The sequence below is a fragment of the Pseudomonas sp. FSL R10-2964 genome (genome assembly GCF_009600035.1).
In the GTDB taxonomy this organism is placed as follows: Bacteria; Pseudomonadota; Gammaproteobacteria; order Pseudomonadales; family Pseudomonadaceae; genus Aquipseudomonas; species Aquipseudomonas bubulae.
Window position 1 is genome coordinate 168,769 of the sequence record NZ_WIWH01000002.1, and the last position, 25,344, is coordinate 194,112.

19 protein-coding genes, 2 tRNA genes and 1 pseudogene are annotated in these 25,344 nt (G+C 58.6%); 7 read left to right on the top strand and 15 right to left on the bottom strand.

The features are described 5' to 3' along the window. Window positions 1–7: 7 nt before the first annotated feature. Window positions 8–1,930: a phosphodiesterase DibA gene (gene dibA / locus GHN92_RS02325; protein ID WP_153379258.1), complete on the bottom strand. Its 1,923-nt coding sequence runs from the start codon at window positions 1,928–1,930 to the stop codon at window positions 8–10. A 149-nt stretch (window positions 1,931–2,079) separates the two neighbouring features. On the opposite strand from dibA, the gene desA reads away from it, so the two are divergent. Further along, window positions 2,080–3,264 carry a delta-9 fatty acid desaturase DesA gene (gene desA / locus GHN92_RS02330; protein WP_165446538.1) on the top strand — a complete coding sequence of 395 codons (1,185 nt, stop codon included), beginning with the start codon at window positions 2,080–2,082 and terminating at the stop codon, window positions 3,262–3,264. Between the two features lie 79 nt (window positions 3,265–3,343). Here the strand turns inward: desA and GHN92_RS02335 are convergent, their stop codons facing one another. From GHN92_RS02335 to gabD, 3 genes are all read right to left on the bottom strand, one after another. Further along, window positions 3,344–4,585: an HDOD domain-containing protein gene (locus GHN92_RS02335; protein ID WP_153379260.1), complete on the bottom strand. Its 1,242-nt coding sequence runs from the start codon at window positions 4,583–4,585 to the stop codon at window positions 3,344–3,346. A gap of 145 nt (window positions 4,586–4,730) precedes the next feature. Then, complete coding sequence (gene gabT / locus GHN92_RS02340; protein ID WP_153379262.1) at window positions 4,731–6,014, bottom strand: 4-aminobutyrate--2-oxoglutarate transaminase; 1,284 nt, start codon at window positions 6,012–6,014, stop codon at window positions 4,731–4,733. A gap of 177 nt (window positions 6,015–6,191) precedes the next feature. Next, window positions 6,192–7,634, bottom strand: a complete 1,443-nt coding sequence (gene gabD, locus GHN92_RS02345) for an NADP-dependent succinate-semialdehyde dehydrogenase (protein ID WP_095000664.1) — start codon at window positions 7,632–7,634, stop codon at window positions 6,192–6,194. Between the two features lie 347 nt (window positions 7,635–7,981). Here gabD and GHN92_RS02350 point away from each other — a divergent pair. The 5 genes from GHN92_RS02350 (at window position 7,982) to GHN92_RS02370 (ending at window position 12,665) form a co-directional block, all read left to right on the top strand. After that, window positions 7,982–8,058: transfer RNA gene (locus GHN92_RS02350), tRNA-Arg, on the top strand. A gap of 184 nt (window positions 8,059–8,242) precedes the next feature. Further along, window positions 8,243–8,333 (top strand) — tRNA-Ser (locus GHN92_RS02355). Between the two features lie 306 nt (window positions 8,334–8,639). Then, window positions 8,640–9,158, top strand: a complete 519-nt coding sequence (locus GHN92_RS02360) for an RNA polymerase sigma factor (protein WP_095017812.1) — start codon at window positions 8,640–8,642, stop codon at window positions 9,156–9,158. Then, window positions 9,151–10,095, top strand: coding sequence for a FecR domain-containing protein (locus GHN92_RS02365; RefSeq protein ID WP_256666387.1), 945 nt, complete (start codon window positions 9,151–9,153; stop codon window positions 10,093–10,095). The genes GHN92_RS02360 and GHN92_RS02365 overlap by 8 nt, the downstream gene beginning before the upstream one ends. Before the next feature lie 116 nt (window positions 10,096–10,211). Beyond that, a complete protein-coding gene (locus GHN92_RS02370; RefSeq protein ID WP_256666388.1) occupies window positions 10,212–12,665 on the top strand; it encodes a TonB-dependent receptor in 2,454 nt (817 codons plus the stop codon). Between the two features lie 80 nt (window positions 12,666–12,745). On the opposite strand, the gene GHN92_RS02375 is transcribed toward GHN92_RS02370, so the two are convergent. From GHN92_RS02375 to GHN92_RS02415, 9 genes are all read right to left on the bottom strand, one after another. Continuing rightward, a complete protein-coding gene (locus GHN92_RS02375) occupies window positions 12,746–14,227 on the bottom strand; it encodes a YdgA family protein (protein ID WP_153379264.1) in 1,482 nt (493 codons plus the stop codon). Window positions 14,228–14,356: 129 nt separating this feature from the next. After that, window positions 14,357–15,001, bottom strand: coding sequence for an NADH:ubiquinone oxidoreductase subunit N (locus GHN92_RS02380; protein ID WP_153379266.1), 645 nt, complete (start codon window positions 14,999–15,001; stop codon window positions 14,357–14,359). Window positions 15,002–15,107: 106 nt separating this feature from the next. Next, window positions 15,108–16,553, bottom strand: coding sequence for an efflux transporter outer membrane subunit (locus GHN92_RS02385; protein WP_095000660.1), 1,446 nt, complete (start codon window positions 16,551–16,553; stop codon window positions 15,108–15,110). Continuing rightward, window positions 16,550–17,452 (bottom strand): HlyD family secretion protein, encoded by a 903-nt coding sequence (locus tag GHN92_RS02390; protein WP_153379268.1) that lies wholly within the window; start codon window positions 17,450–17,452, stop codon window positions 16,550–16,552. The genes GHN92_RS02385 and GHN92_RS02390 overlap by 4 nt, the downstream gene beginning before the upstream one ends. Then, window positions 17,449–17,658 (bottom strand): DUF1656 domain-containing protein, encoded by a 210-nt coding sequence (locus GHN92_RS02395; protein WP_016782973.1) that lies wholly within the window; start codon window positions 17,656–17,658, stop codon window positions 17,449–17,451. The genes GHN92_RS02390 and GHN92_RS02395 overlap by 4 nt, the downstream gene beginning before the upstream one ends. Further along, window positions 17,655–19,742 carry an FUSC family protein gene (locus GHN92_RS02400; RefSeq protein ID WP_153379270.1) on the bottom strand — a complete coding sequence of 696 codons (2,088 nt, stop codon included), beginning with the start codon at window positions 19,740–19,742 and terminating at the stop codon, window positions 17,655–17,657. Before GHN92_RS02400 ends, GHN92_RS02395 begins: the two co-directional genes overlap by 4 nt. Then, complete coding sequence (locus GHN92_RS02405; protein WP_016782970.1) at window positions 19,739–20,170, bottom strand: MarR family winged helix-turn-helix transcriptional regulator; 432 nt, start codon at window positions 20,168–20,170, stop codon at window positions 19,739–19,741. The genes GHN92_RS02400 and GHN92_RS02405 overlap by 4 nt, the downstream gene beginning before the upstream one ends. A gap of 100 nt (window positions 20,171–20,270) precedes the next feature. Then, a complete protein-coding gene (locus GHN92_RS02410) occupies window positions 20,271–20,528 on the bottom strand; it encodes a DUF2789 domain-containing protein (protein WP_095000657.1) in 258 nt (85 codons plus the stop codon). After that, window positions 20,509–22,125: a glycosyltransferase family 39 protein gene (locus tag GHN92_RS02415; protein WP_153379272.1), complete on the bottom strand. Its 1,617-nt coding sequence runs from the start codon at window positions 22,123–22,125 to the stop codon at window positions 20,509–20,511. Before GHN92_RS02415 ends, GHN92_RS02410 begins: the two co-directional genes overlap by 20 nt. Window positions 22,126–22,362: 237 nt before the next feature. On the opposite strand from GHN92_RS02415, the gene GHN92_RS02420 reads away from it, so the two are divergent. Then, window positions 22,363–23,061 carry a GntR family transcriptional regulator gene (locus GHN92_RS02420; RefSeq protein WP_095017815.1) on the top strand — a complete coding sequence of 233 codons (699 nt, stop codon included), beginning with the start codon at window positions 22,363–22,365 and terminating at the stop codon, window positions 23,059–23,061. Window positions 23,062–23,109: 48 nt separating this feature from the next. Here the strand turns inward: GHN92_RS02420 and GHN92_RS24375 are convergent, their stop codons facing one another. Continuing rightward, the gene (locus GHN92_RS24375) at window positions 23,110–23,895 is read right to left on the bottom strand and encodes a methyl-accepting chemotaxis protein (RefSeq protein WP_370688617.1); all 786 of its coding nucleotides are present in this window, start codon (window positions 23,893–23,895) and stop codon (window positions 23,110–23,112) included. 69 nt (window positions 23,896–23,964) lie between these two features. Beyond that, a pseudogene (locus tag GHN92_RS24380) lies at window positions 23,965–24,990 on the bottom strand (cache domain-containing protein); the annotation flags it as partial. Window positions 24,991–25,344 lie beyond the last annotated feature (354 nt).

The following is a 25,344-nucleotide window of genomic DNA, read 5'->3' on the forward strand; positions in this document are numbered from 1 at the left end:
GCCCGGTTCAGGGGCGAATTGCCGGCGCCCGTTGCCAGTCCAGATCCTTGGCAGGCATCGGACGCCCAAACCAGTAGCCCTGGCCCAGGTTGCAGTCAAGGTCGAGCAGGAACTGCGCCTGCTCAACCTGCTCTATCCCTTCGGCATGCACCTCCAGGCCCATGCTTTGACCCAGTGCGATAACCGCTCGCACGATCGCCACATCATCATTGTCCCCAGGCAAGCCGGCGACAAAGCCCTGATCGATTTTCAGCTTCTGCACAGGCAGGCGCTTGAGTCGCAGCAAAGATGAAAAACCGGTGCCGAAATCATCGATGGCCAGGCGCAAACCCAGCACCCGCAGACGATGCATCTGCTCCAGGGCCACTTGCGAGTTGTCCATCACCGCACTTTCGGTCACTTCAAGCTCCAGCAAGGCCGGATCCAGCCCGGTGTCTGCCAGTACCGTTGAAACCAGCGAAAACAGCTCGGGACGGGCAAACAGTCGGCTGGAAATATTCACCGCCACAAACGACAGTTCCACACCTGCAGCCTGCCACTGAACCATCTGCCAACAGGCTTGTTCCAGCACCCAGGCGTCAATCTCGGCGATCAACCCGGTACGTTCCGCGATCGGGATAAACTCACCCGGTGACAACAGCCCCCGCAGCGGGAGCTCCCAGCGCACCAGTGCTTCAACGCCAATCAGGCGGCTGGTTTTAAGGTTGTGCACCGGCTGGTAGTACACGCGCAGCTCGTGCTGCTCCAGGGCGCGGCGCAGATCGCTGGCCACCTCAACCCGGTATTGGGCATGGGCCGTCAGCTCCTCGGTGTACAAGGCATAACCCTCGCGTCCCGAACTTTTGGCCTTGAACAAAGCCGAGTCGGCATTGCGCAGCAATTGCTCGGCGTTCAGAGCATCGCCGGGGAACACGCTGATGCCGACGCTGGCGCTGATAAAGAGTTGATGCCTGTCGACATCGAACGGGCCCTTCATGACCTCCAGCACCTGCTGCGCAAGCCCGGCGGCCTGGCTCGCATGCTCACAGCTGTCGACCAGTACGGCGAACTCATCACCGCCCAGCCGGGCCACGGTAAAGCCTTTGCCGAACACCCTGAGCAAACGCTCGGCCACCGCCTTGAGCAGCAGGTCACCGACGTTGTGGCCCAGGCTGTCATTGATGATCTTGAAGTGATCGAGGTCGATCATCAGCAGAGCACAGCCGGTCTGGTGGCGTTGCGCAGAAGCCAGCGCCTGCTCGGTGCGGTCGGTGAACAGCAGACGGTTGGGCAGGTCAGTCAGGGGATCATGGTGAACCAGACGTGCGAGCTCGGTCTGGGAGTTCTTGATCGCGGAGATATCCGAAAAAACCGCGACATAGTAACTGACCTGGCCCTTGTCATCGGTAATCGAGCGCACGGTCTGCCACTGCGGGTAGACCTCGCCGCTTTTGCGCCGGTTCCAGATTTCGCCGTGCCACTCGCCGCGCTCATCGATCGTCTTGAACATTGCTTGATAAAACGCGGGGCCGTGGCGACCCGACTTGAACATGTTCGGGCGTCGGCCAAGCACCTCTTCGGCCGGGTAGCCGGTTATTTCAACCAAGGCACGGTTGACGTGAACGATCACCCCGCGGCTGTCGCTGACCAGCACCCCTTCACGGGTGCAGTCAAACACCACCGCTGCCTGACGCAAGCGCTCCCTATCCTGAAGCTGGCGCTTCAGACCGGGGTTCATCCCCAAAAAATCGAACAAACGGGCCCGGGCGAAAAAAATCAGTACGGCGCTGAACAGGGCAAAAACATAGCCATTTACCTGCTGCCACCGCACCAACTGTGCTGAATCATCGAAATAACTGTTCAATAAATGATCAGTCATCAGCAGCCAGAAAACCGCTAGCAGCCCGTATAACAAGGCCGTACGCAAGGCATCGCGAGAAGAAACAGACATAAGAAAGTTAATGCGCCTACAAAAAAGTGGGAATTATAGTGTAAGAAACATCCGGGCACTCTTATCTGAAAGGCCGACTGGTTTTATCTGGCTGCATGGTGATAATGCGTGTTGCAGTTTTTTTCATCTTCCCGAGGGCCAAACAGCCTATGTGGTACAACGGTTTTCTCGACTTGTCAGCCTGGCAACTGGTGGCAGTCACTCTGTTGATGACCCACGTGACCATTATCGGTGTCACGGTTTATCTACACCGCTACTCAGCCCACCGCTCGCTTGAGCTCAATGGTGGCCTGAAACACTTTTTCCGCTTCTGGCTGTGGCTGACCACCGCGCAGAATACCCGTGAGTGGACAGCCATCCACCGCAAGCACCACGCCAAATGCGAAACCGTCGATGACCCGCACAGCCCGGTTATCAAAGGGTTATCGACCGTTTTGCGAAAAGGTGCAGAGCTGTATCGTGAAGAAGCGCAAAATCCTGAAACATTGCGTATTTATGGCAAAAACTGCCCTGAAGACTGGATTGAGCGAAACCTTTATTCGCGTTACAAAATGCTCGGCGTGGCGCTCATGCTGGTCATCGACCTGTTGCTGTTCGGTGCTATCGGCCTGACTATCTGGGCCATCCAGATGATGTGGATCCCGGTGTGGGCGGCAGGTGTGGTCAACGGTTTGGGTCACGCGGTGGGTTATCGCAACTTCGAATGCCGCGACGCAGCCACCAATCTGGTGCCTTGGGGCATCATCATTGGCGGTGAAGAGCTGCACAACAACCACCACACCTACCCCAACTCGGCCAAGATGTCGGTCAAGAAGTGGGAGTTCGACCTGGGTTGGGCCTGGATCAAGGTCTTCAGCTTTTTGCGCCTGGCCAAGGTTCAGCGTGTTGCGCCTATCGCCCACCGGGTGGAAGGCAAGGGCAATCTGGATATGGACACCGCCATGGCGATCCTCAACAACCGTTTCCAGATCATGGCCCAGTACCGCAAGCTGGTGATTGCACCGCTGGTGCAGCAAGAGCTGGCCAAGGTCGATCATTCGGTGCGTCATCAGTTCCGCCGCGCCAAGCGTCTGCTGTCGCGCGAAACCAGCCTGCTTGAAGACCGCCACCATCAGCGTATTGAAAAGATGCTGGAGCATAGCCACTCACTGAAAGTGATTTACGAGAAGCGGCTGGCCCTGCAACAGATCTGGGTCAAAACCAGCACCAACGGTCACGACATGCTGGCGGCGATCAAGGAATGGGTTCACGAGGCAGAAGCCAGCGGGATCCAGTCGCTGCGCGACTTTGCCCACCAGCTCAAGACCTACTCGCTGCGCCCTGCAGCGGTTTAAGAGCAAGCGCCCTCACCCCAACCCTCTCCTGGAAGGAGAGGGGGCTGATCTTCAATGTGACGAAAATCCGCTTTTGCCTTTAGTCCCCTCTCCCTCCGGGAGAGGGTGAGGGGCTCTTGATCAACTGCGAAAGCTGCGACATACCCACCCGCAACAAACGCGCCGTCTTCCCGCCGGCCACCTCGGCAATCCCCTCTTCCGACTCCAGATTGGCCACTTGCGCCGCCAGGTTCATCACCAGCGCTTCTCGCGAGTACCCCCCACCACCCAGGTGATACATCGCCGCAATCAACTCCCGCAGCTCCAGCGGCAATCGCCAGCGCGTGCGCAAGGCTGAACCATAGGCTGCGCCAAACTCGGCCAGAGAGGCATCAATAGCCTGGGTATCCAGCTCCCCACCCGCCTGGCGCCACTCCTGCAAGCAACGCACCAAGGCCAGATCACCCAGGCAGTGCAACAACCCGGCGCAGAAACAACGCTCCTGATCCAGATTCAACATGCCTGCCAATGTGCGGCCATAGTCTGCCGCACGCTGGGACAACGCCCAGTAACGCTCGGCGTAGTCCGCCAGGCAAGGATCGCTCAACTGCGCGCTGTACTTGAGAGTAAGCCCCTGGACCAGGTTCACGCTTTGCGCAGGCCCCAGCCGCTGCATGGCTTGCGCAAGGGTCTGGGCCGGGCTCACAAGGTGCTGCGCCGCACTGTTGGCGGCCGCAATCAGCACCGCCGTAATTTGTGGATCGGTGCGTACTTGCTGCTCAAGCCGTGCCAGGTCCACCCCTTCAGGCGTGAGGCTGCCCTTGAGCGCCGATTGCGCATCCACTCTTAGCGGCGCGCCATCGGAAGACGCGCGGCGCTGCTCCAGAAAACGCTTGAGGGTCATGCCTGGCGCCAGTGCCGGTACGTCACACGAAATCTCTTGCCCCGCCGAGAGCAGCAGGCTCTTGAGGCGCCTGGTCAGGCCGGCAATATCCAAGGGTGTGGTCAGATAAGCCGTTGGCGCCAGCGGCAAGGCTTCGCGCACACTGGCGCTGTCATTACGTGCACTCAACAAAATAAATGGCTGCGCTGCAACCGCGCGGCGTTGGCGCACAGTGCGCAACAGATCCAGACCACCTACACCCGGCAGCTCACGGTCAGCAATCACCAGGCCATAAGTTTTCCTGCCCAACTGCGCAAGCGCCTGCTGACCGTCGCCACAGACATCCAGTTGAGCGTCGCAACGTACCGTCAGCACCACTTGCTTGAGCAAATCCCGAGTCCAGGGATCGGCCTCGGCAATCAATACAGTGGGTGCTGCCATTAAATCTACAACCGTCATCCAGTTTGCTCCCCGTGCGATACAGGCACCTTAGTCAAAGGGCGCACGCGGATACAGGCCAAAACACCCAAATAGACGCTTCAGACGCAAAAAAACCGCCGAAGCGGTTTTTTTGTCTATCAGGTCACACCGTCAGGTGCGCAGCTCACGCCAGTTCAGCGAAGCACTCCTCGATGATGGCCAGACCTTTGTCCAATTGCTCGTTAGGCGAGGTCAGCGGTACCAGTACGCGCAGGACGTTGCCGTGAGTGCCGCACGACAGCAGGATCAAACCCTTGTCGCGAGCCTTGGCAACCACTTGTGCCACTGCCGTCGGATTTGGCTTGTGCGAATCGCCGCCTTCGAACAGCTCGACCGCGATCATCGCGCCCAACGCACGCACATCACCGATCACCGGGTGCTTGGCCTGGATAGCCTTGAGGCCGGTTACCAGGCGCTCGCCGACTTCCTTGCAACGGTCCAGCAGATGCTCTTCTTCAAACACATCCAGTACCGCCAGCGCTGCTGCGCAAGCAATCGGGCTACCGGCATAGGTGCCGCCCAGACCGCCTGGAGCGATGGCGTCCATGTACTCGGCCTTGCCGCACACACCGGCCAGCGGGAAGCCGCCAGCGATGGACTTGGCGAAAGTGGTCAGGTCGGCCGTTACGCCCATCTGTTCCATAGCGAAGAACGTGCCGGTACGGCCAGCGCCGGTTTGCACTTCATCCGCGATCAGCAGGATGCCGTGCTTGTCGCACAGCTCGCGCAGACGGGCCATGAACGCTTTCGGCGCCACATAGAAACCACCTTCGCCCTGTACCGGCTCGATGATGATGGCAGCGATGTCTTTAGGCTCGGCGTCGTTCTTGAAAATGCGCTCGATGCTGGCGATGGAGTCATCCACGCTCACGCCATGCAGTTCGCACGGGTACAGCGCGCGGAAGATACCGCCTGGCATCAGACCCATGCCTGCCGAGTACGGTACGACTTTCCCGGTCAGGCCCAGGGTCATCATGGTACGGCCATGGTATGCGCCAGTGAAGGCGATCACGCCGGCACGGCCAGTTGCGGCACGGGCGATTTTCACGGCGTTTTCAACGGCTTCGGAACCGGTGGTGACCAACAGGGTTTTCTTGTCGAAATTGCCCGGGACCTTGGCGTTGATCTTTTCGCACAGCTCGACGTAAGGCTCGTAAGCCAGTACCTGGAAGCAGGTGTGGGTCAGCTTGGTCAGTTGTTCTTGCACGGCGGCAATGATTTTCGGGTGCAGGTGACCGGTGTTCAGTACCGCGATACCGCCGGCGAAGTCGATGAACTCGCGGCCTTCAACGTCAGTAACGGTCGCGTTTTTTGCCGACTCGGCGAAGATCGGGTGGATCTGGCCAACACCGCGCGGAACAGCGGCTTCACGGCGTTTCATCAGGGATGCGTTGGTCTTGTTGCTCATGGTGTTCCTCATTCGCCGCTGATCAAGCGGCGTGGTTCAAGGCTGACGCGCCAGGCAGACACCCATGCCAGCATGCGATGATCGACTGGCATGGCGCTCCCGGCCACAAAAATTAACAGTTTGAAACGCAGGGGAAGCATCGCTCTCGTGCCCCCTCTGCTTGAACCACCCGCCGGGTTAGATACCCAGGCAGAGATATTTGATTTCCAGGTAGTCTTCGATGCCGTACTTGGAGCCTTCACGGCCCAGGCCCGACGCCTTGATCCCGCCGAAAGGCGCGACTTCGTTGGAGATCAGGCCGGTGTTGACGCCCACCATGCCGTACTCCAGCGCTTCAGCCACACGGAATACACGGCTCAGGTCGCGGGCATAGAAGTACGACGCCAGGCCGAACTCCGTATCGTTGGCCATCGCGATCACTTCAGCTTCGTCCTTGAAACGGAACAGCGGCGCCAGCGGGCCGAAGGTTTCTTCCTTCGCCACAGCGGCGTTTTTCGGCACGTTCACCAAAATGGTCGGCTCGAAGAAGCTGCCTTCCAGGCTGTTGCCGCCGGTCAGCAGGGTCGCGCCCTTGCTCAGTGCGTCAGCGATGTGCTCCTTGACCTTGGCCACGGCCTTGTCATCGATCAGGGGGCCTGTGGTGGTGCCTTCGTCCAGACCATTGCCGATCTTGAGCTTGGCCACCGCTACTTTCAGTTTTTCTGCGAATGCGTCGTAGACCGAGTCCTGAATGTACAGGCGGTTGGCACATACGCAGGTCTGACCGTTGTTGCGGTATTTGGAGATGATCGCGCCTTCTACGGCTTTATCCAGGTCCGCATCGTCGAACACGATAAAAGGTGCGTTGCCGCCCAGCTCCAGCGACACTTTCTTGATGTCCTTGGCGCATTCGGCCATCAACTGGCGACCGATTTCGGTCGAGCCGGTGAAGGACAGCTTGCGCACGATCGGGTTGCTGGTCAGCTCGCCACCGATATCGCCGGCACTGCCGGTTACAACGCTCAACACGCCTTTAGGGATGCCGGCACGGTGTGCCAGCTCAACCAGGGCCAGGGCCGAGAACGGGGTTTGCGAAGCTGGCTTGATCACCATGGTGCAACCGGCGGCCAGGGCCGGGCCGGCTTTACGGGTGATCATGGCTGCCGGGAAGTTCCACGGGGTAATGGCAGCGGTCACGCCGATCGGTTGTTTGATCACGATCAGACGTTTGTCCGGCTGGTGGCCCGGGATAACGTCGCCATAAATACGCTTGGCTTCTTCAGCAAACCACTCGATAAACGAAGCAGCGTAAACGATTTCGCCCTTGGCTTCGGCCAGTGGCTTGCCCTGCTCCAGGGTCATCAGGCGGCCGAGGTCGTCCTGGTTTTCGATCAGCAGCTCAAACCAGCGACGCAACTTGGTTGCACGCTCTTTGGCGGTCAGGGCACGCCAGGCTGGCAACGCTTTGTCTGCGGCTTCAATGGCACGACGGGTTTCAACCGCGCCCATCTTTGGCACTGTGCCGATGATTTCACCGGTAGCCGGGTTGTTGACCTTGATGGTCTGGCCACCGTCCGCATCAACCCAGGCACCATCGATATAGGCTTGCTGGCGGAACAACTGTGCGTCTTTGAGCTGCATGTGGGCTTTCCTTAACAGCACCGCGCAGGCGCGGAGCGAATTATTAAAGTAGAAAGGCGCCGTGGAAGGCTGCCGTCAGGAAGTCATTCACTGCCAAAGTATCTAAATGACGCACAAAGAACATGCCGTGCGATTCAGCACCCAGACAAGAGCGTTTGAAATCTCAAACGAATCCTAGGGATAAAGGGGGTAAAGGACAATAGCCTGTTCGAAAAAAAGAACAAGCTGCCAGACTTCACCGTTTTATCGCCCGGCCCCCATTAATAGCCCATAACGCGTAAGGAAACACCTCACGAATCAGCGGCATGGACGACTGACACGCAGATGAGTATGATGGCGGCCGCGTCGCACCAGTAGCTCAGCTGGATAGAGTACTGCCCTCCGAAGGCAGGGGTCGTGGGTTCGAATCCCGCCTGGTGCACCATTCTTTTTCCCTTGCTCAAGGGAATCGCGTCAAAACCCTGTAACCAACAGCATTTTGCCTCCCACCGAGAACCCGGTGAGCGATCGCACGCCTGTTTTTTGAGCTTTTCTGCGCAAAACGCAGATCAGGTTAAATTTTCTATGGGCAACTGACGAAAGGCTGGTTACTATACGCGGCGTTTCGCGGAGAGCTGGCCGAGTGGCCGAAGGCGCTCCCCTGCTAAGGGAGTACACCTCAAAAGGGTGTCGGGGGTTCGAATCCCCCGTTCTCCGCCATTATTTGTGGCACCTGAATGCGTTCCCTTGTTCAAGGGAACCGCGTTTTCCCCCCTACCCAATCAAACCCGATGTGCACCTGCGCAAGGTTTTGTCGCGTCCGCAGAAAACTGTGGGAGCGGGCTTGCTCTCGACTCAAGCGGCGCGGTCGTCCTGCCAGACCGCGTTGATGCCATCGCGGGCAAGCCACACTCCCACAAGACTTGTCGACCGCTATAACTCAATGCTCATCCCAGCAAGAGTCGTTGCGCCATCGGGTTCAATCGTTAATGATACGGCTTCTCATTAACGCCTGAGCCCTGCTCCATGCCCTCGCCTTCACCCTCCAGCCTGCTGGCCAGTTTTCAGGAGCACTACGACGATCTGTTGTCGTTCCTGACCCGGCGCCTGCGTGACCGGCATCGGGCAGCGGATGTGGCGCAGGAAACCTGGATCAAGCTGGCAAAAATCGACCCCGAGGCGGTCACGGTACTTAATGACCGGCACTTTATTTTCAAGGTGGCGGGCAACCTGGCCATCGATGCCTTGCGCGTGGATCAGCGCCAGACACGCAACCTGAGCGGCGAACCGCCTTCACTGCAAATCGCTGATCCGGGGCTGCCGCCCGAAGGTCTGCTGCTGGCCACCGAGCGCATCGGCATTCTGGATGAGGCGCTGCAACAACTGTCGCCCAATGCCCGCCAGGCGTTACTGCTGAGTCGCATCGACGGCATGACCCAAGCCCAGATCGCCGTCGAACTGGGCGTGTCGCCAAGTATGGTGGCAAAATACATTGGCCAGGCCTTGCGCCACTGCCGTGACTGGCTAAAAGACAACCATGCCTGAGCGTGCCGTGATGCCTTCAACGCCCTCCCCTGACGATCTCGACGATCAGGCCATCGACTGGCAGACCCTGCTGCACTCGGGCGAAGCCAGCGCACGCCAGCGCCTGGACTATCAGCGCTGGCAACAGTTGAGCCCGGCGCACAAAACCGCGGCCCAAGAGGCCGAAGCGCTATGGGCGGATATCGGTCTGACCGCCAGCGCCGAGCAACATCGCGCAAGACCGCGCCGCCGGGCTTATCGCTGGGCCAACGGGCTGGCGGCGGGGTTGCTACTGGCCGTACTCGGGTATGGCGCTACGGACTATGTACCAAGCTGGTCCGACACTCATCACACCGGGGTCGGTCAGCGCCAGCAATGGCTGTTGAGCGATGGCACGCGTGTCACGTTGAACAGCGCCACGGCGTTGTCGGTCGACTTCACGGGCAATCAACGTAGCGTCATCTTGCGCAAGGGCGAAGCCCTGTTCGAGTTGGCCGATGACCCGTCGCGCCCCTTTATCGTCCAGGCCGGGCAAGACCGGGTGGCGGCTAAAAGCGGGGCCTTCAGCGTGCGCCGCGATGCAGTTCAGACCCGTGTACTGGTCGCCTCGGGCGCGGTGCAAGTGCAGCACCAGACGCAAACCCTGGAGCTGCAACCCAACCAGCAGGCACTGTATCAACCAGGCCAGGCTGTCGCCGAGCGCCAGCAGGTTGATGCCAATGCCCTCACCGCCTGGCACCGCGGCAAGCTGATCTTCAACCGTAAACCCTTGCAGGACGTACTCGCCGAACTGGAGCGCTATCAATACGGCCGTATCGTGCTGCCCGATGCAACACTCGGCGCCATGCAGATCAGCGGCGTGTTCGACCTCAACGATCCACAGAACCTGCTGCATACCCTGGAACAGCGTTACGGCCTCAACATCACCTACCTGCCCTTTGTGGCGTGGGTGCACTGAAAATAATTTCGCACAGGCACTGCAAGATCCTGTCGGGCATATCGTCGTAGTAAGACCAGGAACGAATCCGTTCCCATTCGCGATATAAAAAACCTCGAACAAGGATCAAAAACGCAATGGTCGAGCACGTCAAGAAGCCGCGTGGCGCACACCTAAACGAACAGCGACTGCGCCAGGTATTCGTAGCCACAGCCTTGCTGGCCAGCCTGGGAGGCCCGCTGCAAGCCAGTGCCCAGACCGCAACTGCGGCCACGCCCGGCACGTCCCAGCACACCCGCCAGGTCAGCGTGGACGTCAGGGCCCAGGACCTCGATCAGGCGCTCACCCAGTTTGCCGATCAAGCCGATTTGCACCTGCTGTTTACCTCAGCCGAAGTCGCCGGCTTGCACAGCCAGGCGCTGCGGGGGGAGATGAGTGTTGAACAGGCCCTGCAATCGCTACTCAAAGACAGCGGTCTGGTCTGGCAATTCAGCGATGCCCGCACCGTCATCTTGGGTAAACCTCAAGCCCCCGCTCAGAGCCTGCAACTCAAGGCCCTGGAAGTCAGCGTCGGCGCCCGTACCAGCACCTCCATCAGTGAAATCCCGGGCACCGTGTGGGTGGTCGACCAGGTGCAGTTGCAGGAGCAACTGGACACTGGTGTCACCCTCAAGGAAGCCATCGGCAAACTGGTGCCGGGGCTCGACCTGGCGCCCGAAGGGCGCAGCAACTACGGCCAGAACATGCGCGGGCGCAACGTGCTGGTGATGATCGACGGCGTCAGCCAGAACAGCTCGCGAGGGCTGTCGCGCCAGTTCGACAGCATCTCGCCGTTCAACGTAGAGCGGATCGAAGTGCTGTCCGGCGCCAGCGCGCTGTACGGTGGTGGCGCCACAGGCGGGATCATCAATATCGTGACCAAAAAGGGCACCCCCGGCCCCGCGCAATTCGAAACAGAGCTGTCCGCCACCAGCGGTTTCAACAACAGCGACGACCTCTCCAGCCGCATTTCACAATCCGTCAGCGGCGGCACTGATCGGGTCTATGGCCGCCTGGGGATTTCCGGTGAACAGAACGAAGCCTTTTACGATGGTAAAGGCGATCAGGTATTTATCGACAACACCCAGACCGACCTGCAATACAACCGCACCCTGGACCTGATGGGCAGCCTGGCGATCAAGCTCGATGACGTACAGGACCTGGACTTGCTGGCCCAGTACTATGATTCGGGGAACAACGGCAGCGTCGGGATTTACTTCCCCAACCTGCACGACAAAGCACCGTCCAATCTCGAAGACGCCGAAATCCGCAGCGGCTACGACACCGACCTGGAGCCGCGTTCCAAGCGCCTGCTGTTCAACGCCAACTATCACCACGCCGACCTGCTGGGCCAGGACTTCTACTTGCAGGGCTCGTACCGCAAGGAAGACAACAATTTCTATCCGTTCCCGTACTACAACGCCGGTAAACCGCAGGGTTCCAAGGGCGTGTACTTCGCCGCTTCGCAGCAGAACTTCGAAGTCACCAGCCTCAAGGCGCTGTTTGCCAAACAATGGGACAGCCTGAAGCTGACCTATGGCGTAGACCTCGACCGCGAGCGCTTCAATGCCGAACAAAGCGTGTTCGATTCGGCTATCTCTTCCGAAAGCGGCGGCCTGGACCTGGTCACCCAAAGCAAGTCCCCGCGCTACCCAAGTTACCGGGTTGATGGGCATTCGGCCTACGCCCAGCTTGACTGGAAACTTACCGATGCCCTGACCCTGTCTGGCGGCGCGCGGCGCCAGCAAATGGACGTCGATGTCGGTGTGTTCAAGGGCATTGCCGGTGGCAGCAACGACTACGCGGTCAACCTGTTCAACCTGGGCGCCATTTATGACTTCAATAATGGCCATCAAACCTGGGTCAACTACAGCGAAGGCTTTGATTTGCCGGACCCGGCCAAGTACTACGGCAAGGCGGGGCTGAGCGTCAAAGACAACCCGTTGGCCGGGATCAAGAGCCGTCAGGTCGAAACCGGCTGGCGCTTTGCCGATGTGGATTGGGACGCGCAGGCGGCGATCTATTACATCTGGTCTGACAAGGTCATCACCACGGACGCTGCCACGCTGACGATTGATGTAACCGACAAGAAGAGCCGTGATTTTGGCTTTGAAGGCGCGCTGACCCGTCACTTCAATAACGGTTGGGACGCAGGCGGCACCTTGCATCTGGTGCGTTCAGAGGAAGAGGACGCGCAAGGCGACTGGATGAAGCGTGACGCCCGGTATGCGTCATTGTCCAAATCCACCGCGTTTGTTGGCTGGCACGGTGATGGGCGCAATGTGCGCTTGCAGGGTAACCATGCCTTTACGCTTAAAGACGATTCCGACCACAAGATCAGCGGTTACACCACGTTCGACTTGATGGGCAGCCAGGAGACTGAATTCGGCACGTTCAGCGCCGGCATCCAGAACCTGCTGGACAAGGAGTACAGCACGGTCTGGGGCCAGCGTGCGGCGCTGTTCTACTCGCCGACCTACGGCCCGGAGTATCTGTATGACTATCAGGGCCGTGGCCGCACATACACCATGACCTGGTCATTGGCTTATTGAACAGAGCAAGACAGTGGGAGCGAGCCTGCTCGCGAAGATCGTTCGCGAGCAGGCTCGCTCCCACAGTTTAAGTCGCGTCTTTACTGGCTGGCCACACCACCAAAGCGGGTACTCATCGCAGTGATGAAGTCTTCAAGGCTCATTTTCTGGCCATTGAGATCCACCTGGCCATCAGCGTAATTGAGCGAAGCCAGGATGTTGTTGCCCTCCACTTTGGCCAGCCCGGTTTGCACCGCCATCACGCCTGCCATCTCGCTGTTCATGCTGGCCATCTTGGCAATGGCTTGCGGATCGGTCTGGCCAACCAACTGTGCCTGCACCGCTGACAAATCAGCAATCATCGGCTTGGACAGCAACAGCTTGGCATCCAGCGCGGTCAGCATCTGCTTGGTAACGTCAACTGGCGGCTGCTCAAATGAGGTCGGCTTGGCCAGCCCCATGACAACGTTGAGCTGGCTTTCACCATTGGCGGTCTTGATCGTGAATTTCTCCAACGCCAGTTGCGGTTTGGCAGCCAGAATTTTTTCAACCTGAAGCTGCATCTGCACTTGCTCCGTCGGGGTCAGCGGGGTTTGCGGCAGGGTGCCGTCGGCCTGAGGCTGGAACTTGTTCTGATAAATCTGCAGCAGCGCCTGCATGGCCGGGATATCCAGGCTGCTGGCAGTCAGTACCATTTGCGCACTGCCCACCGGCTTGCCATCCAGGGTGATATCACCGACGTTATAGGCCAGACGCCCGGACATCAGGTTGCCATTGGCGGAAGCAGAATCCGTGTACTCGAAGTTCTTGAGTTTAATCACCGATTGCTTGACGCCATAAGTCAGCTGACCTTCGCTCAGCGCCATCACGTTCTGCCCAAGATAGAAGCCAAAGTCGGTCTTCTTCAGGTCACTGGCCAGGGTCAGGCCGTTGAGCTCGACCGTTACCGGCGGGTTCTCAATCGTGATCGCATTGAGCTTGAGGTGGTCCATATAGCCTTTGGCCTTGAGGTTCTGGCCATCGGCATCGGTCTGGGCTTGCATGGTCATGCCCGAGAAGCTGAAGGTGGAGTGCTCGTCCAGCTGGGTCTCGAGTGCCATCAGCTCCATATGACCGTCAACCGAGCGGTCGTAACCCAGGGTGACCTGACCTTTGAGCGGAGCCTGATCCTTGGTTGCGGCAAACCACTTTTCGGTAAATGGGGTTTTTTCCAGCGAGTAATTGCTGACCGCCATCACTGGCATCCACTTGAACGTCTTGATACGCGACCACGGCAATGGACCATGCTCGATATTATCGACAAACAGCAATTCCACCGGCTTCGCATCCGGGCCCGCCTTGTCGTCCTGGATCTTCAGGCGATAGTGCGCGGTGCTGCTGTAGAGGTTGCGCTCAATGGAAACCAGCTCAATAGTGCCGTGAGTGGTGGTGCCTTGCAGTTGCTTGGCCAGCTCCTGGTTGGTCTGCTCGATCGAGGTCTGCAACACACCCTCGATTTTGCTGCCGGTATACCACGCGCCAGCGGTATTCAGCGCCCCGGCGACAACAACGATCCCTACCAGCACACCTAATGGTTTATTCATCAATTGACCCGTTCAATGTCCGTTATGTTGAAAGTAAAGCGGTCTTTGCCAAGCCCTTCATGGGCCGAAAAGTGCTAGCAGATTAACACTGGCAGCAGAGCAGACGCTCCTCCAACGTGATACCTGGCTTTATGCAGGTTGGGCGTAACGCTGGTCAATTTCGTCGAGCTGGTGGTCGAAACTCTTGAGACTGGCACTCCAGGTGTACACCAGCACTTCCAGATCATGGTCGATGCATGTTTCTCCTACAGAATTAAAAGAAACGTCCGAGTAATCCAGCTGATATCGCTCACGCGCCATCGCTGCCGCGACATTCGAGAGCTCACGCGCAGTGTCGAGCCATTGGCGCTCTTCGGATGGCAGGGCCTTGTCGAGTTTCAGGCACTGGGTCTTGAGGGCTTCGAGGCTTTTTTCCAGCGGGGTGCCGGTAAGTTCGCCCATAAACTCCTGGAAGGTCCGGCCCGGTTGCCAGTAACTGCCCCAGAAATAGCGGTCAAATACCGTCTCTACCCGCCGCAGGGCAACCTTGGTGTCCCAGATCAGGACGCGGGTCTGGCCCTGATTGATCTGGCGTTTTTTGATCTGCCGGGTTTGCACCGAGGCGCAGGCCACCACCACTATGGCCAGAACGGCAATCAACGCACTCGCGCTATCGAGAAAGATCATTGCCTTGTCGATCTGGTGCGCCAGCATGATGTCGTAGAAGTAGGTCGCCGAAAGCAGCACCACGGCTGCCACTGCACACCAGAAGCCGGGAGCATAAGGGTTTTTCATTATTAGTATCCCCATCAGGCATGGTCTGCACGATGAGGAGGGCTACAGACCGCAAACGCCCTGAACCATCGTTCTGATACCGATAATTCAGAGCATAGCAACGCTGTCAGGGTTTGGCGTTTGTCGCCGCTTGCGTTCGTCCACTTTCCCAGCCCCCACCCAGGGCCAGGAACAGATCGATCTGACTCATGGCAACCTGGGTGTTGGCCGCCGACAATTGCGCGCGCATGTCAGTGTAGGTGCGGGTTGCCTGCAGATCGGCCAGGAATGACTCGCGCCCCGCCTGGAAGAACTGATGGGTCTGGTCGGCCGCCGTTTTGGCCGACAACTCGGCCTCTGCCAGGGCATCACGGCGCTGCAGCAACGCCGTGTATTGCACCAGGCTGGTCTGGGTTTCACGGATGGCATTGAGCACCACACCGTCAAACTTGGCCAAAGCGCCTTGAGTCACCGCCTCGGCCTCACGAATTCGGGCTCGCGAGCCATTGGTCGGAATCGTCCAGCTCAGCATCGGGCCGAAGCCCCAGCGGTTAGTAGGAGCCGTGCCCAGGTTGTCGATAATCCCCACTGTGCCAATGCTGGCACCGATGCTGATGTCCGGGTACAGCGAACCTGTGGCCACACCGATTTCGGCGGTGGCAGCGGCCAGATGGCGTTCGGCCTGACGCACGTCCGGGCGGCGTTTAAGCAGTGCTGCACCGTCCCCCACGGGCAGCAATTGCGCGATATGCGGCAGCTCGGCGCAGGTAGCCACACCGGCGGGCAGTTGATCCAGCGGCCTGGCCAGCAACATCGACAAACGGAACAGGCCGGACTGGCGCAATGCTTCGTAACGGGGCAATTCTGCGCGCAACGATTTGAACTGGGTTTCAGAACGGGTGACCTGGGTTTCATCACCGCGACCCGCATCACGCAGGCGCTGGGTCAGGCTGGTACTTTGCGCTTGCAGCTTGAGGGACTCTTCTGCGATGTGGTGTTCCTCATTGGCTGCGCACACTTGGGTGTACGCCCGCACCACATCCGCCACCAGAGTGATGCGCGCGGTGTCGGCGGCAGCCTGAGTCGCGTCGGCGTTGGCCTGTGCCGCTTCGATCCCGCGCTGCAAAGTGCCCCACAAGTCGAACTGGTATGAAGTGCTGATACCCAGATCACCGACATTGGCTACCGGCACCTTGTCCGCCAGCAGGAACGCTTCACCGGACTCCTGCAGGCGCTGGGCGCCCGCCTTCACAGAACCACTCCAGCCACCGGCCGACTGTGCCTGCTCAACCTGGGCCCGCGCCCGCGACAGGTTCGCCGCAGCGACCCGCAGATCGGTGTTGGAGGCCAGCGCCTGGCGCACCAGTTCATTGAGCCTGGGGTCCTCATAGAGCTTCCACCAGTCAACTGGAACCGGGGCGGACACCACGTTGGCGCCCTCGCCAGCCAGTTGGCCCTGCAAGTCCGGGCGCTGCATGGCCGCGTCTTTGGGCAATTGGTAATCAGGGCCAAGCAGTTGGCAACCGGACAGCAGCAGCCCAAGTCCTACGGCTGCCAGGCGAACGGCTTTCATTGCGCGCGCTCCGGGGCAGGCTGGGCTTTGGCCGAATCTTCGATGATGGACACGGTCGCGGTGCGCCCGGCAATCATGCGAAAGTCTTCAGGCACGTCGTCAAACACGATGCGTACCGGAATCCGTTGCGCCAATCGCACCCAGCTGAACGCAGGGTTGACGTTGGGCAGCAGGTTCTGGCCACTGGTGCGGTCACGGTCTTCGATGCCCGCCACAATGCTTTCAACATGCCCGCGCAAACGTGCGTTATCACCAATGACACGGATATCGACGCTTTGGCCGACATGGATGCCATCGAGTTTGGTTTCTTCAAAATAGCCGTCGATATGGAACGAGCTGCTGTCGACGATCGACAAGACCGGCCGCCCCGCCGTGACGAACTCATTGACCCGTGGAGCCCGGTCGTTGACGTAACCATCGACGGGGCTGCGCACCACCGTACGATCCAGATTGAGCTGGGCGCTGTCCACGGCCACTTGGGCCTCAATCAGTGCGGCCTGGGCGCGCATTTCACGGGACTGGCTTTCTTCAAGCTGTTCGCGGGCGACCAGGTTGCCCAGGCCTTTGTTACGGCGGCTCTCACGTTGGGCCTGGGCCAGGGTCTCCTTGCGATCGGCCACGGTGGCTTCGGCCTGACGCAGCGCCAGCTTGAAGCGCTCCTGGTCGATGACAAACAACACCTGATCACGGCTGACGGGCTGGTTGTCACACACATCCACCTGCTTGATCAGGCCCGACACGTCGGGGGCGATTTGCACGATGTCGGCGCGAATGTGGGCGTCACGGGTCCAGGGAGCAAACATGTAGTACATGGTCATGCGCCAGACCACGACGCAGGCAAACGTCACCACCAATAAGGTGAGAACGACACGGCCCAGGGTCAGTAAAGGTTTTTTCATGTCATCAGATATCGACTGAACGAATCCACAACGCCGAGTAACAGAGCGTAGAGACCGACGTTGAACAAAGCCCGGTGCCAGACCAGACGGTAAAAGTGCACACGGGTGAGTAACCCGTGAACCACCAGAAACAACAAGTAGGTGATGCCCATCAGTACCAGGAGCGTGGGCAGGAAAACCCCGCTGATATCTACGTCACCGATCATAGCGGCGCTCCCTCAATGTGGGCCTGGGGATGTGGCCGATCGTCGTTGTCGACAATAAATTCGACACCGGGCAGCAGCGCCAGACGCAGGCCGCTGAGGGCGTGCAACAGATGCACTCGTGCCTCGCCTTCGGCTTGCAGGTCATTGGCGTTGAGGGCGCGACGCGTGCGGTCCATGGTCATTTGCAGGCCCATTGGCATTGGCAGGCGCTCACCCGCCTTGAGGCAGGCACAAAAGTAGTCACCCACATCACTGACCACCTGGCGCAGCAACAGTTGCGGCCCGCCCGTAACCCTGGGTGCGTAGGCCAGCAGATCGAGCAGGTTGAGGGCCACCCGCAGGTCACGCAAGGCGCTGCCGGTGTCCTGCCCGGTCAGGGCCAGACGCGGCAAGTGCTGCATCAGGCGGTCGAGCATTTGCGCGCCCATTTGCCGGTGTTCGGCCAGGGTGGCGGGCTGGGTCAGGCTGACAATGTCACGCCAGCTGAAGCGGGTCAGGCGTTTGGCCGCCAGTTCAGCACCGAACGGGCGCGCGATCAGGGTCCAGACGAAGGCAAACAGCAGGCCGACGGGGCCGGCCAGGTTGGCGTTAATAAACACCATGAAGTCCGCGTCGTAGGCACCCTGGATACTGATAAACGAGGCGGTGTTGACGATAGTCAGCAAGGTGCCCAGGTAAAAGCGCGGTTGCACGGTCAGGGTGCCGACGCAGATAAACGGCACGGCAAACGCCAGCACCAGCATCGGGAAGTCATGCAGGTTGGGCAGGATCACAAACAGGTAGAGGCTGGCAAACAGCACCGACAGCGAGGTCCAGAAAAAGAACCGGTAGATCTGTGGCGCCGGATCGTCCATCGCAGCAAAAAAGCTGCAGGCCACGGCGGCCAGAATCACCGCACTGGCGCCGTCAGTCCAGCCGAGCAGAATCCACAACACCGAGGCGACGACAATCGCGGTGACGGTAGAGAACGCTGAATAAAGCATCAGCCCGCGATCCAGAAATGGCGTCAGGCGACCCAGGCGCCAATGCCGATAGACCGCACGCCAGACATCCTGGTTACCGGTCGAGATGGCCTCTTGCAGGCTGCGGCAGTCTTGCCACAGGTCGATCCACTCACCCAGCCGGTACAGCACGTTGGAGAGCACCAGTTGGCGCCGATCATCCAGGGCGGCGGCGCTGGGCTGCAATGCTTCAAGTTCATGGCGCAATGCTTGCCACTGCTGGATCGAGGCGCCCTCACGGGTGCGCTCAAGCCATGCCTGGGCGTGGTCGAGCAACGGCGTGACCTTGTCGAGCAGCTCCGGAGCGCGACGCTCCAGCGCATAGAGTGCATCGTCCAGGGCATCGACCACCGGCAGCAGGTGGATCATACGTCCACGCAGCTCTTTGGTGTTGCGCACGGTCTGCGGGTGCGCGCCCTCATGAGGCAACTGGCCAATCATCATTTCAAGGCTGTTGAACGTCGCCACCATTGATGAACGCAGGCCACTGGCTTTGCTGGGTTCGACATCGCGGGCCAGAAAGTGCTTGCTGTAATTGCTCGCATCGGCAAACCACTTGGCCGCCGCGTCGATAAATACCGGCGTCAGGCGCCGAGGCCAGAACATGCTGCCTACGACCGCCGCGCAGACGATACCGAGCATGATTTCTTCAGTACGCGAAACGGCGATGTCGAACACATTCAGCGGGTTATCCACAATCGGCAGGGCGATCATGGGCATGGTGTAGCCGGCGAGCATGAACACGTAGCTGTTGGCGGTGCGCAGGTGCAGCGACAGGAACAACAAAATGCCCGTCCAGAGGGCAATCACCAGCACCAGCAAGAACGGTGTCTGGACAAACAGCGGCACAAAAAATACCGCTGCAGCAGCGCCTATCAGCGTGCCCAGGGCTCGGTACACGGCCTTGGAGCTGGTGGGCCCGACAAAGGGGCTGGAGACGATATAGACCGTAGCCATGGCCCAGTAAGGGCGAGGCATTTCCATCAACAAGGCGATATACAGCGCGATCATCGACGCGGCGAAGGTACGTACCCCGTAGAACCAGTCGCGGGCAGGCGGCATGCTGCTGAAAAAACCGTTCAAGAGGCAGCCCCGTCAGGCAGTTGTCCGGCAGCTTCGAAGGCTTTGATCACACGCAACGCAGCTTCCTGGTCAGCCACTGGAATATCGGCCAGAGCGGCCCTTCTCAGTTGTACAAGCTGAGCTTCAATCGATTGCACCAGAGCACGCCCGGTGTCGGTCAGGCTCAGGGTTTTGGCGCGGCGGTCACTGGCATCTTCACAGCGGCGCACATAGCCAGCCTTGCACAGTTGATCGAGCAAGCGCACCAGCGACGGGCTTTCCATCCCGGCAGCGTGGGCCACGGTGACTTGCCGCACACCCTCACCCAGGCGGCCGATGATCAGCAGCGGCATGGCGCAGGCTTCGGAAATACCATAGTTGACCAGCGTGGCCTGGCAGACGCGACGCCAATGGCGAGTCGCAACCACCATGCCGGTGCTGATGCTCATTTGCAGTGGATCGAGAGTGTCAGGCAAGAGGCGTCACATAATGTTAGTTTGCTAACTATTAATATTGCGCGGCCAGATGAGCACAGTCAAGTGTTGCTATTTATTTCTTAGGGCCCGTGACAGGTTTTTGCCGCAGCATCAGATTCAATTGGTCGACAACTTCAGCCCAGTCAGCGTCTTCAAGATGCTCCTCACGCAAAAAAGCCGCTTGGGCGGGCGTCCAGAAAAAAGCATCTTCAAGCTTGAGGTCAGGCTTGAGTGGCGAGTGGGTGGTGACAAACTTTTCGATATCTTCCGGGCTGGACGGCAGGCCCAGCTGCTTGAACAAGGATGGCAGGCTATGGGTTGGCTTTTGCATCGAGTTGACTCCATTCAGGTTCAGAGCCGCATTTGGCGGCAACGCAGGTCAAATATAGACGAGCCTGAGTGTCATCGACGGCCAGGTCCTGTGCTTTGCGCCAATCCATGGGAATTGCACTGAAGTCGTCGGGCTGCAGTTTGCTGCTGATCAGCCAGATACGACCCGGGCCTGGGGGCATATCGCTCAGGCGATCGACATAGATACTTGTGCCGTGGCCATTTACCAGCGTGCCAAAGCCATAGTCATTCGGGCGCCCTGAAGTGCCATCTTCCAGGGGCGGCGTATAGAGCATCGGTTGAAATCCGGTCTTGTTGTAATAGACAAAGCTGAAGTACCAGAACAGGTCACTGACGACGATCCGGTCACCGGGCTTGAACTGCTGGTTAACGTGCTCCACCAGACGATCAAAATGATCGGCATCGCTGCTGAAGTTGCTGCGCAAGCCCGTCACTTCGGCGCCAATGAACAGTGTCAGCAGCGCTATGGCCAGCGCCCGCTTGCGCTTGAACAGTTGATCGACTGCAATCGCCACAAGCAGCGGTAAACCCAACGCGGCAAACATCACATAGCGTTCGATAAACAGAGGCGAGATAAAGGATACGGCGTAAATGGCCAGGATCGGCAGCAGGGTGTAGATCACGATCAACGTGATGAATTTATGCGGGCTTGAATCGCGTACAGCCATTCCTGCGACACCGCCAAGCAGTGCCAGCGGTGCCAGCCAGAACAACGGCCAGGGCAGGTTGTCGCCTTCATCCTGTATCAACAGCTGCCACGTCATGGCGGGCAAGGAGTGGGCATCGACTGCAGGCTCCCACCCCACATCACCGCCACTCTTGAGTTCATCCATATGTTGCAGCAAATCCACCAACCCCGGCAGCCAGGGCAGGAACAACAGCACAATGGCAACGTTAACCAGCCACCAGGCCGGGCGCCTGATCAGCCAGCCGCTGCTGCGGCCACTTAGCAACAGGTACAGCCAATGGGCCATTACACAAAACGCTGTGAAGTAATGGGTGTAAAAAGCAGCCGCCATCAGCACGGTGTAGAGCACCGGGTAGCGATACTTATGCGGGGCCTTGACCCAGTACACAAGCGCGATTGTGGCAGCTATCAGCCACAACCCCATCAGTGAATACATCCTCACTTCCTGACTGTAGCGCACGGCGGTAGGCAATAACGCCAGCAGCAGGCCCGCCAGCAATGCAGCCCGCGGGGTGGCCACCAGCCGTACCAGCCAGATACCCAAAAAAACCGTGGCAATGCCGGGCAGGACACTCAGGGAACGAATCGAGACCAGGCTGTCACCAAACAGCGCTATCCAGCCGTGCAACAGCATGAAATACAACGGAGGGTGAACATCGTGCGCAGCATGAAACCAGATCCCCGACAGCGGGTAGTCGCTCAGCATCAGGCTGGAGCCTTCGTCGCACCAGATCGCCGAGGCGGTGAAACCGTAAAAGCGTACTCCTGCGGCCAGCAGCAAAATACACCACAGCCACGGCTGACGAATCAGGCTGGAAAAAACGTTAGAGGGCTGTAACAGGAGTTCAAACCGTTGCTCACCCACATCGTTGTTGCTGAGTACGCCCATCCCTCACCTGCTGTGCATTGGTGCTGCAAATCGGGCAGCTCTAACTTCGGCGATTGTAGGGCACAGCCCATAACAAAAGGGAGGGCACCCGCCAAGAAAGATAGTGGCCCGATGCAATCTCTTATCCCGCAGTCACGCTAAACTATGCGTAACAAGGTTTGACAGCAATCAGGTCAGTACCTAACTTGAATTGGATCCAAACAAGTATGCCGGTTCGTCGGCACAGGTAGTCGCAACGTGGCCGTCAAAAACAATCCCTTAAACAGCATAGTTGTGTCGGGTCCCATACCCGCTCACCTGGCGCGCTCGGAGATCGAAGAAACCTTGCGCAACGCCATTCTTGATGGCCGTTTGCCTTGCGGTACAGCCATTCGCCAAGAAGCACTGGCGAAGTTGTTTGGCGTCAGCCGTATGCCTGTACGCGAAGCACTGCGTCAGCTGGAAGCTCAAGGTTTGCTGCAGGTCGTGCAATACAAGGGTGCCGTGGTCGCTCCTTTGATTGAAGACAACTCGCTCGAGACCTATGAACTGCGACAGTTGCTCGAAGCCCAGGCACTGCGCCTGTCAGTACCACTGTTGAGCAAAGAGGATTTCGAAGAAGCCGAGGGCTATATCGAAGCGCTCGAGATCGAAAAAGACTTCGGAAAAATCGGCACACTCAATCGGCAATTTCATCAGGCGCTTTACTGCAAGGCTCCTAATAAAAAACTGCTGGCACTCATTGAGGCAGGGCTAATTGAAGAAGAGCGTTTTCTACGCTTCAACCTTGAGCAGATGAACCTTGGCAAGTTGTGCCAGGACGATCACCGTGCGTTGTTGCGTTATGCCCGGGCCAGAGACGTCGAGGCTTGTATTGCAGAACTGGAGTTGCACCTGCAGCGCGGGGTGAAGGCTATTACCTACTACTTGAGCATGGTCAAAACAAAACAGCCCTGACATATGAATCGCCAGGGCTGTGGATAACTTATTGCTGACCTGCGGGTTTCAGATTTTGAAACTGTCGACCAGTTGCTTGAGACGGCTGGCCTGCTGCGATAGCGCATCGCAGTCCTTGAGGGTTTCGTTAAGGTTCACCACACCTTGCTGGTTAAGCAAGTTGATCTGGTTGATATCCACATTGAGGGTTTCGACCACTGCCGTTTGCTCTTCAGTGGCGGCGGCAACCGACTGGTTCATACCGTCGATCTCATCGATGCGCTGAGTCACGCTGATCAAACGGGCACCCGCCTGATTGGCGACCTCGACACTCTCCTCGCTGGAGACCTGACTCGCATTCATGGTGCTGACCGCTTCGCGGGAGCCTACCTGCAGCGAGGTGATCATTTTATGTATCTCCTCTGCCGACTCCTGAGTGCGGTGGGCGAGGTTGCGCACCTCATCCGCCACCACGGCAAAGCCGCGACCCGCTTCGCCTGCACGCGCAGCCTCAATGGCTGCGTTGAGGGCCAGCAGGTTGGTCTGCTGAGAGATACCTTTGATCACATCCAGAATGTGCCCGATGTTGTCGGTGCTGGCATTCAGGGTTTCTATCTGCGCACACGACAAACTGATCTTCTGCGACAGCTCGGTCATGGCCTGGATGGTCTGTTCAACCACTTTGCGACCGTCATCTGCCTGCTCGCTGGCACCGCTTGCATGTTGCGAAGCATCGGCGGCGTTGCGGGCGATTTCCTGGGTGGCGGCACCCAGTTCATTGATCGCCGCGGCGACACTGTTGGTGCGCGCACTTTGCTCGTCCGAGCCGACAATGGAAGCGTTGGACGAGGCCATAACGCGGTGTGACAGGTCATGAACCTGACGAGTAGCAGAAGACACTTCGCTGATCGAGGCATGGATACGCTCGACAAACTGGTTGAACGAGCTGGCCAGTTCACCGAATTCGTCCTTGTTCTCAATGACCAGACGGCGCGTCAAGTCACCCTCGCCCTGGGCGATATCCTGCATCGCACGGCCCATGGTGGTCAGTGGACGCATCAGTACACGGATCAACAAACTCAACAACAACGCAATCGCGGCCACTGCAATAAACATTGCAATCAACGCAGACGTACGGAATTTAGACAGCGGCGCGTATGCTTTTTCTTTGTCTATTGATTGACCGATATACCAATCCGCGGACGGCAGGCCTGTCACCGGGGTAAAGGAAATAATCCGCTCATGACCATTGAGCGTCACTTCCTGAATGCCCTTCTCGATGCGCAGAGTACTGACCGGGTAAATGTCCTTCAGGTTCTTCATCACCTGATCTTTATCCGGGCTAACGATAACCTGGCCATCACTGCTCACCAGAAACGCGTAGCCCAGGCCACCGGAATCAACCGAATTGATGATTTTGACCAGGCTGTCCAGGCTCAGGTCACCTCCCACCACACCCAACAACTCACCGCCTTTTTTAACGGGCATGGCGATGGTCACAATCAGGCCTCCGACAGCTGCCATATAAGGAGGTGTCAACATGGTCTGACCGGCGCCTACAGCTTGCTTGTACCAGGGGCGCTCGCGGGGGTCATAACCTGCAGGCATGGTCGCGTCAGGGCGTTGAGTAAACACGCCATTGGCTTGCCCGACGTAGGTGAACTGAAAGTTGGAGGTGAATGCCGGCTGATCAACCAGGCCAGGGAGATCAGCCTGGCTGCCTTGCTGCGCAATATTCTGTGCCAGGCTCTCCAGCACCAGAATGCGGCCACCAAGCCAGTTCTGAACGCTGCTGGCTGTCAGGTTGCCAGCCTGTTGCACCGAGGACTCGATGTTCTGCTTGATGGTGTCGCGCTGCAGATAGTCGTTGTACAACGTGAATAACGCAAACGCCAGAACCACGACGCCTGAAGCGGCCAGAAGGATTTTATGACTGAACTTGAGATTCATAGCATGGGACTTCTTATGCCAAAAGTTGGGATGCGTACGGTGTGTGCAACCTGTTGGCAGCTCTGCTCGCACGCAATGCTCAACAGGCTGTCGGCACGGACGGCAGAATACTTAGCCACGTTTGATGGCAATGTGCTTAATCCGACGAAAGCGCAGCTGTGCGATTTGAGGTTTGGCTTTTGGAAGGGGGTTCAGACGAACAGAAAGGGCGCTGGGGATTTACGTCGCGCAAAAACAAAACCCCTGTCTGCGTGAGCAGACAGGGGTTTCGGAATTCAATCTTGACGATGACCTACTCTCACATGGGGAAACCCCACACTACCATCGGCGATGCATCGTTTCACTACTGAGTTC

Coding starts and splice junctions, on each gene's coding strand:
- dibA (WP_153379258.1), bottom strand. CDS start 1,930: ATGTCTGTTTCTTCTCGCGATGCCTTGCGTACGGCCTTGTTATACGGG.
- desA (WP_165446538.1), top strand. CDS start 2,080: ATGTGGTACAACGGTTTTCTCGACTTGTCAGCCTGGCAACTGGTGGCA.
- GHN92_RS02335 (WP_153379260.1), bottom strand. CDS start 4,585: ATGACGGTTGTAGATTTAATGGCAGCACCCACTGTATTGATTGCCGAG.
- gabT (WP_153379262.1), bottom strand. CDS start 6,014: ATGAGCAACAAGACCAACGCATCCCTGATGAAACGCCGTGAAGCCGCT.
- gabD (WP_095000664.1), bottom strand. CDS start 7,634: ATGCAGCTCAAAGACGCACAGTTGTTCCGCCAGCAAGCCTATATCGAT.
- GHN92_RS02360 (WP_095017812.1), top strand. CDS start 8,640: ATGCCCTCGCCTTCACCCTCCAGCCTGCTGGCCAGTTTTCAGGAGCAC.
- GHN92_RS02365 (WP_256666387.1), top strand. CDS start 9,151: ATGCCTGAGCGTGCCGTGATGCCTTCAACGCCCTCCCCTGACGATCTC.
- GHN92_RS02370 (WP_256666388.1), top strand. CDS start 10,212: ATGGTCGAGCACGTCAAGAAGCCGCGTGGCGCACACCTAAACGAACAG.
- GHN92_RS02375 (WP_153379264.1), bottom strand. CDS start 14,227: ATGAATAAACCATTAGGTGTGCTGGTAGGGATCGTTGTTGTCGCCGGG.
- GHN92_RS02380 (WP_153379266.1), bottom strand. CDS start 15,001: ATGAAAAACCCTTATGCTCCCGGCTTCTGGTGTGCAGTGGCAGCCGTG.
- GHN92_RS02385 (WP_095000660.1), bottom strand. CDS start 16,553: ATGAAAGCCGTTCGCCTGGCAGCCGTAGGACTTGGGCTGCTGCTGTCC.
- GHN92_RS02390 (WP_153379268.1), bottom strand. CDS start 17,452: ATGAAAAAACCTTTACTGACCCTGGGCCGTGTCGTTCTCACCTTATTG.
- GHN92_RS02395 (WP_016782973.1), bottom strand. CDS start 17,658: ATGATCGGTGACGTAGATATCAGCGGGGTTTTCCTGCCCACGCTCCTG.
- GHN92_RS02405 (WP_016782970.1), bottom strand. CDS start 20,170: ATGAGCATCAGCACCGGCATGGTGGTTGCGACTCGCCATTGGCGTCGC.
- GHN92_RS02410 (WP_095000657.1), bottom strand. CDS start 20,528: ATGCAAAAGCCAACCCATAGCCTGCCATCCTTGTTCAAGCAGCTGGGC.
- GHN92_RS02415 (WP_153379272.1), bottom strand. CDS start 22,125: ATGGGCGTACTCAGCAACAACGATGTGGGTGAGCAACGGTTTGAACTC.
- GHN92_RS24375 (WP_370688617.1), bottom strand. CDS start 23,895: ATGGCCTCGTCCAACGCTTCCATTGTCGGCTCGGACGAGCAAAGTGCG.